Annotated in this window: 7 protein-coding genes; 2 read left to right on the forward strand and 5 right to left on the reverse strand. The window is 71.8% G+C overall.

Going from position 1 to position 6,918, the window contains the following annotated elements:
* Positions 1 to 178: 178 nt before the first annotated feature.
* Genes VGI02_RS14310 through VGI02_RS14325 form a run of 4 tightly spaced genes read right to left on the reverse strand, consistent with a single transcriptional unit; the run spans position 179 to position 3,675 of the window.
* Positions 179 to 556, reverse strand: a complete 378-nt coding sequence (locus VGI02_RS14310; RefSeq protein ID WP_331628061.1) for a DUF4233 domain-containing protein — start codon at positions 554 to 556, stop codon at positions 179 to 181.
* Complete coding sequence (gene folC, locus VGI02_RS14315; protein ID WP_331628067.1) at positions 553 to 2,118, reverse strand: bifunctional tetrahydrofolate synthase/dihydrofolate synthase; 1,566 nt, start codon at positions 2,116 to 2,118, stop codon at positions 553 to 555. The genes VGI02_RS14310 and folC overlap by 4 nt, the downstream gene beginning before the upstream one ends.
* A gap of 43 nt (positions 2,119 to 2,161) precedes the next feature.
* On the reverse strand, positions 2,162 to 2,293 hold the full coding sequence (locus tag VGI02_RS14320; RefSeq protein WP_331628062.1) for an MFS transporter small subunit: 132 nt from the start codon (positions 2,291 to 2,293) through the stop codon (positions 2,162 to 2,164).
* Positions 2,290 to 3,675 carry an OFA family MFS transporter gene (locus tag VGI02_RS14325; protein ID WP_331628063.1) on the reverse strand — a complete coding sequence of 462 codons (1,386 nt, stop codon included), beginning with the start codon at positions 3,673 to 3,675 and terminating at the stop codon, positions 2,290 to 2,292. Before VGI02_RS14325 ends, VGI02_RS14320 begins: the two co-directional genes overlap by 4 nt.
* A 93-nt stretch (positions 3,676 to 3,768) precedes the next feature.
* On the opposite strand from VGI02_RS14325, the gene fdhD reads away from it, so the two are divergent.
* Positions 3,769 to 4,611 (forward strand): formate dehydrogenase accessory sulfurtransferase FdhD, encoded by an 843-nt coding sequence (gene fdhD, locus VGI02_RS14330; protein ID WP_331628064.1) that lies wholly within the window; start codon positions 3,769 to 3,771, stop codon positions 4,609 to 4,611.
* 105 nt (positions 4,612 to 4,716) lie between these two features.
* A complete protein-coding gene (locus VGI02_RS14335; RefSeq protein WP_331628065.1) occupies positions 4,717 to 5,754 on the forward strand; it encodes an alpha/beta hydrolase in 1,038 nt (345 codons plus the stop codon).
* A 44-nt stretch (positions 5,755 to 5,798) separates the two neighbouring features.
* Here the strand turns inward: VGI02_RS14335 and clpX are convergent.
* A partial coding sequence (gene clpX / locus VGI02_RS14340; RefSeq protein ID WP_331628066.1) for an ATP-dependent Clp protease ATP-binding subunit ClpX occupies positions 5,799 to 6,918 on the reverse strand: 1,120 nt, incomplete at its 5' end.

Here is a 6,918-nt window from a genome sequence, read left to right on the forward strand (position 1 = left end):
GCCGCCCGGCGAGCGCCGTGCAGTGCCGGAACGAACGACTCGTTCGTGGCCTCTATATGCACGAACGAGTCGCTCGTTCCGGTCCGAGCTGATCTGCCGCGCTCGGCAAGATCAAGTGCCTAGCGTGGCCAGAGCTCTTGGCCGGCTGCGGAGCACTGCCCGCCCGCGCCGGCGCGCGTCAGTCGACCGGCCAGGCCGCCTGGCGCCGGATCACCTCACGGCGCATCCAGAGCATGAGCCCCCAGACCAGGCAGAACACCAGCCCCATCAGTCCGAGCGAGGCCGAGAGCACGAAGCCCAGCAGCATGAGGACCTGCAGCCCGACGGCGAACGCGAGGCCCCACGGACGCAGGATCACGACGCAGCCGACGATCATCCCGACCGTCAGCACGAGGACCAGGGTCAGCTTGAGCGGCGTGACACCGCCCTCCACGCGCGCCATTACCGGGAGCACCAGCGGCACGGCGATCGCCTCGAGCACCAGGCACGCGCTGGCCGGGCCGCGGAAGGCGCGTCGCGCGTCGGGCGGGCGGCGCACGTCCTGCTGCTCGCTCACAGCGGATCCCGCCCGAGCAGGGTGCGGGCCTCGCCGGCCGCGACGACGGACCCGATGACGAGGACTCCGCCGCCGGAGACCGGCTCGTCGTCGTCGGAGGTCTCCTCGGCCATGCCGATCGCGGTCTCGAGGGCGGCGTCCATCCGGGTCTCGACGACGACCCGCTCGGCCCCGAACCGCCCGACGGCGAGACCGCCGAGCTCGTCGGGATCGAGGGCGCGCGGGGAGGACATGCCCGTCACGACGATCTCGTCGAGCGCCGGTTCGAGGGCGGCGAGGATCCCGTCGGCGTCCTTGTCGCCCATGATCGCGACGACACCGACGAGCTTGCGGAACGAGAACTCGCCGCGCACCGCGGTCGCCGCGGCGGCGGCCCCGTGCGGGTTGTGGGCGGCGTCGACGACGACGGTGGGCGCGGAGCGCAGCCGTTCCATCCGGCCGGGCACGCGCACGGCGGCGAACGCCTCGCGGACGGCATCGATGTCGAGCCGCCGCGACGCGCCGGCCCCGAAGAAGGCCTCGACCGCGGCCAGGGCGAGCGCCGCGTTGCCGGCCTGGTGCTCGCCGAAGAGGGGGAGGTAGATGTCGTCGTACTCGCCGCCGAGTCCCTGCAGCCGCAGCTGCTGCCCGCCGACGGCCACCGAGCGCTCCGTGACGCCGAACTCGACCCCGGCCCGCGCCACCTCGGCGTCGACCTCGACCGCGCGCTCCAGCAGCACCTGGGCCACCTCGGGCGTCTGCTGGGCGAGCAGCGCCACCGAGCCGGGCTTGATGATCCCCGCCTTCTCCTTGGCGATCCCCGTGATGTCGGAGCCCAGGTAGTTGACGTGGTCGATGCCGATCGGGGTGATGGCGGCGACGGTGGCGTCGGCGACGTTCGTGGCGTCCCAGGACCCGCCGAGGCCGGTCTCGAGGACCGCGACGTCGACCGGGGCGTCGGCGAAGGCCGCGAACGCCATCGCGGTGAGCACCTCGAACTTCGAGCAGTGGACGCCGTCCACGGCGTCGCGGGCCTTGTCGACCACGCCCACGTACGGCGCGATCTCGCGCCAGGTCTCGATGTAGCGGCGCGCGGAGATCGGGTGGCCGTCGAGGGCGATCCGCTCGGTGACCAGCTGCAGGTGGGGGCTGGTGTACCGCCCGGTGCGCGGGCCGATCCGGGTGAGCAGCGCGTCGATCATGCGCGTGACCGACGACTTGCCGTTCGTGCCGGCGACGTGCACCACCGGGTAGGAGCGCTGCGGCTCGCCGAGCACGTCGCACAGCGCGCGGATCCGGTCGAGGGAGGGCTCGATGCGCGTCTCCGGCCAGCGCTGGTCGAGCTCGGCCTCCACCTCGCGCAGCGCGGCCAGGTCCTCGGGGGTGTCGTGCTCCGCGGCAGGCACGGCGTCGGGGTCGGGCCCGGTGCGCACGAGCGCGTCGGCCATCGCCGCCCCACCGGGGTTGTTCTCACCGCCCGCCGCCGCCAGCAGCTGCGCGATCTCGTCGGGGTCGGTGTCGCCGGCGGCGTCGGTCTCCGAGGAGGAGACGCCGTCGGGGATGGCCCAGGGCTCGTACCGCATCACCGGTGAATCCTACGACTCGTCCGGTTCCCCTCCGACGCCCTCAGAACAGCGCAGGGAGCTTGATCACGAGCTGCCAGACCCCGTACAGGAACGGGATGATCACCCAGGCCCAGGCGATGATGGTGATCACGGTCCGCGAGGGACTCGTCGTCTGGCTGGTCGGCTGGCTCATCGTGCGGCCTCCTCGCGGGCGGCGGCGGTCTCGTCGCCCTCGGTGACGTCGTGCTTCGGGTCGACCGGGCGGATCAGCTCGTTGGCGACGAACCCGATGGCGAGCAGGCCGATCATGATGATGAACGACACGGTGTACTTCGCCGGGCCCGGCTGGTCGCCCTGGGCGTCGACGATGGCGTTCACCACGAGCGGGCCGAGCACGCCGGCAGCGGACCAGGCGGTCAGCAGCCTGCCGTGGATCGCACCCACCTGGTAGGTGCCGAAGAGGTCCTTGAGGTAGGCGGGGATCGTCGCGAAGCCGGCCCCGTAGAAGGAGAGGATCAGGAGCGCGGCCAGCAGGAACACGACCTTGTTGCCCTCGCCGAGGGTGAGGATCACGAGGTAGAGCAGCGCGCCGACCCCGAGGTACATGCGGTAGATGTTCTTGCGCCCGATGACGTCCGAGGCCGACGACCAGACGAAGCGCCCGAGCATGTTCGCCAGCGAGAGGATCGCGACGAACGCGGCGGCGGCGGCCGCGATCTGCGTCGTGGTCCCCGTGGTGGCGAAGAAGTCCTGGTAGATCGGGTTGGCGCGCTCGAGCAGGCCGATGCCCGCGGTGACGTTGAAGCACAGCACCACCCACAGGAACCAGAACTGCGGGAGCTTGATCGCGGTCGCGGCGGACACCGCGCGTCCCGACCCGGCGGGCGCCGCCGAGCTGGACGGGGGCGCGGGCGGGCGCCAGTCGTCGGCCGGGACCCGCACGAGCAGCCATCCCATCGACATGAAGACGGCGTAGCCGATCCCCATGACGAGGAAGGTCATGGAGAAGCCGCTGTAGGTCTTGCCGAACGTGGCGACGAGGCTCGTCTCGATCGGCGCGGCGATGAGCGCGCCGCCGCCGAAGCCCATGATCGCGATCCCGGTGGCCATGCCGGGGCGGTCGGCGAACCACTTCATCAGCGTCGAGACCGGCGAGATGTAGCCGATCCCCAGACCGATGCCGCCGAAGAAGCCGTAACCGACGACGACCAGCCAGTACTGCGAGAGGGCCATGCCCAGGGCGGAGACCAGGAAGCCGCCGGAGAAGAAGATCGTCGAGACGAGCATCGCCCAGCGGGGGCCCCGGCGCTCGACGGTGGTGCCAGCGAACGCGGCCGACAGCCCGAGCATGACGATCGCGAGCTGGAAGGGCAGCGCCGTCGCGCTGCCGGAGAACCCGAGGTTGCCCTGGCCCGTGCCGAGCCCGGTCTTGAGGTTGCTCCACGCGTAGGCCTGCCCGATGGACAGATGCACCGCGAGCGCCGCGGGCGGGACGAGCCAGCGACTCCACCCCGGCGGTGCGACGATGGCGGAACGATCCAGGAAACCCATCGCGACCTCCACGCCCGAACCCATGGTGTGACAACGGTGTGACATCGGACTATTGCACCGGACAGCACGATCAGCCATTCGGGGCGCGAAACGCAGATCGGGAAGGCAGGAACCGACATGGGACGAGTGACGGTGCGGCGCCCGGTCATCCGCGTCCGGGAGCAGGGCGTGAACCAGCGCCCCGATGCGCTCGCGGCCGAGGAACCGCTGGAAATCCGGGTGGACGGGCGCTCGCTCGCGGTGACGATGCGCACCCCCGGTCACGACGTCGAGCTCGCGCACGGGTTCCTGCTCACCGAGGGCGTGATCACCTCGCCCGCGGACATCGGGACCGCCCGCTACTGCGACTCGCTCGACGACTCCGGGCGCAACACCTACAACGTCCTCGACGTCGCCCTCGCGCCCGGCGTCGCACCGCCGGACGACTCGGTGGAGCGGCGGTTCTACACGACGTCCTCGTGCGGGGTCTGCGGCAAGGCCTCGCTCGACGCCGTGCGCACCCGCACCGTGTTCCCGCCGGCCGACGACCCCGTCGAGCTGCCCGCCGAGGTGCTGTTCGGCCTGCCCGACGCGCTACGGGCGGCCCAGAAGGTGTTCGACTCGACGGGCGGGCTGCACGGGGCGGGTCTGTTCACCGCCGACGGTGCCCTGCTGGTGGCACGGGAGGACGTCGGGCGTCACAACGCGGTGGACAAGGTCCTCGGCCACGCCCTGCTGGCCGGGCGGGTCCCCGCCGCCGGTACGGTGCTCATGGTCTCGGGTCGGGCCTCGTTCGAGCTGACCCAGAAGGCCGTGATGGCGGGAGTCCCGGCGCTGGCCGCGGTCTCGGCGCCGTCGTCGCTCGCGGTCGAGATGGCGGACGAGGCGGGCATGACCCTCGTCGGCTTCCTGCGTGGCCGCTCGATGAACATCTACGCGGGCGCCTCGCGGGTCACCGGCATCGATGACGACGCCGGCTGATCGCGGGTCCGAGGTAACGACGGCGGGCCGCGCCACCGATGAGTGCTCCGAGCGGGATGATCGGTCCTGGCTGCGGACATCGGATCTGATGAGGGGGGTGCGGGCGTGTCGGGGCAGGACGAACAGGGAGCATGCGACATCCCCGGATCGCCGCATCCCGGCCCGCCCGACCCCGGACCGCTGACCCCCGAACCCTCGACCCCGCCCCGGACCCGGCTGACCCGGCGTCGGCTCCTCGTCGGTGGCGGTGCCCTGGTCGGCGTCGGAGCCCTGGCCGCGGGCGGCGCAGGTCTGGTCGGCTCGGTCGAGACCCCCGCCCCGGTCCCGCAGCGCGTCCCCGCGCCCGCCCGGCCCGTGCGAGGCACCCAGGCGGCGGTCACCGTCGAGTGGGTGCGCTCGGTCGCCCGCAACCGGTCGGTCCGGCTGGTGATCACCTCCCCGCCCGGCCGGGACCGCGCCACGCTCCCGCTCTGCGTCGGCATGCACGGGCTCGGCGGGAATGCCCTGTGGTGGGGCGATCCCGGCATGCGTCGGGTGCTGGGCAACGCCTGGGCCTCGGGCGTGCCGCCGTTCGCGGTGGCCGCGCTCGACGGCGGCGACAACTACTGGCACCCGTTCCACCCCGACGACGACCCGATGCGCATGATGCTCGACGAGCTCCCGACGTGGATGCTGCAGCGCGGCGTCGCCCGGGCCACCCAGGGCGTGCCGGTGCTCACCGCGGGCGTCTCGATGGGCGGAGCGGGAGCGTTGCTCTACGGCCGGGAGCGGGCACGCCGAGGAGCCCCGGTGCGCGCGGTGGCCGCCATGTCCCCGGGCCTGTTCACCGACTGGCGGGTGGCGGCGAAGCGCCCGTTCGCCGGGCCGGCCGACTGGGCGGCCAACGACCCGCTCCGCTTCTACCCCGAGCTCGCGGGCACCCCCACCGGGGTCTGGTGCGGCGACAAGGACGCGTTCGCGGCGCCCGTGCGCCGCTACATCGAGCTCGCCCACCCGCAGTTCTCGCGGATCAGTCCCGGGCGCCACGACGGCACCTACTACGGGACGATCCTTCCGCAGGTGATCGACTTCCTCGGGGCGCACGTGGCGCCGCCCGCGCTGCCGTTCGCCCAGCCGAGCCGGGAGACCTACCCGCACCTGTGAGCGCCCCCGCCGCCGGCCCCGGAAGGGCCCGCGGCGGGAGAGGATCAGGCCGACTTGTCGCGACGCTCCCGACGGGCCGGCTGGCGCGGCACGATCGTCGGGTTCACGTTCTCCTTCACCGTCTGCTCGGTGACGACCACCTTCGCGACGTCGTCGCGACTGGGGATGTCGTACATGACGGGGTTCAGGACCTCTTCCATGATCGCCCGCAGGCCGCGCGCGCCGGTGCCGCGCAGGATGGCCTGGTCCGCGATCGCCCCGAGGGCGTCCTCGTCGAACTCGAGCTCGACGCCGTCCATCTCGAAGAGCTTCTGGTACTGCTTCACCAGCGCGTTGCGCGGCTCGGTGAGGATCTGGACGAGGCTCGGCTGGTCGAGGTTCGACACCGAGGCCACCACCGGCACGCGGCCGATGAACTCGGGGATCAGCCCGAACTTGATGAGGTCCTCGGGCATGGTGTCGCCGAAGCACTCGGCGGACTCCATCTCGGCCTTGGACCGGATGTCCGCGCCGAAGCCGAGGCCGCCGCGGCCCACGCGCTCGGCGATGATCTTCTCGAGGCCCGCGAACGCTCCCGCCACGATGAACAGGACGTTCGTGGTGTCGATCTGGATGAACTCCTGGTGCGGGTGCTTGCGACCGCCCTGCGGCGGCACCGACGCCGTGGTGCCCTCCAGGATCTTCAGCAGGGCCTGCTGCACGCCCTCGCCTGAGACGTCTCGGGTGATCGAGGGGTTCTCGCTCTTCCGCGCGATCTTGTCGATCTCGTCGATGTAGATGATCCCGGTCTCGGCCTTCTTGACGTCGTAATCCGCCGCCTGAATGAGCTTGAGCAGGATGTTCTCGACGTCCTCGCCGACGTAACCGGCCTCGGTGAGGGCGGTCGCGTCGGCGATGGCGAACGGCACGTTGAGCAGCCGGGCCAGCGTCTGGGCGAGCAACGTCTTGCCCGAGCCGGTGGGGCCGAGGAGCAAGATGTTGGACTTGGCCAGCTCGACGCCCTCGTCGCCGGGCCGGTCGTCGCCGGACTGGACCCGCTTGTAGTGGTTGTACACCGCTACCGACAGGGCCTTCTTGGCCTTGTCCTGGCCGATCACGTACGCGTCGAGGAACTCGTAGATCTCGCGCGGCTTCGGCAGGCTGTCCCACTTGAACTCGGCGGGC

Origin of the sequence: Actinomycetospora sp., assembly GCF_036497245.1 — a bacterium.
Taxonomy (GTDB): domain Bacteria; phylum Actinomycetota; class Actinomycetes; order Mycobacteriales; family Pseudonocardiaceae; genus Actinomycetospora.

Excerpts from the sequence above, each read along its gene's own strand:
- folC (WP_331628067.1), bottom strand. The coding sequence starts at position 2,118 with ATGCGGTACGAGCCCTGGGCCATCCCCGACGGCGTCTCCTCCTCGGAG.
- VGI02_RS14320 (WP_331628062.1), bottom strand. The coding sequence starts at position 2,293 with ATGAGCCAGCCGACCAGCCAGACGACGAGTCCCTCGCGGACCGTGATC.
- VGI02_RS14325 (WP_331628063.1), bottom strand. The coding sequence starts at position 3,675 with ATGGGTTCGGGCGTGGAGGTCGCGATGGGTTTCCTGGATCGTTCCGCC.
- fdhD (WP_331628064.1), top strand. The coding sequence starts at position 3,769 with ATGGGACGAGTGACGGTGCGGCGCCCGGTCATCCGCGTCCGGGAGCAG.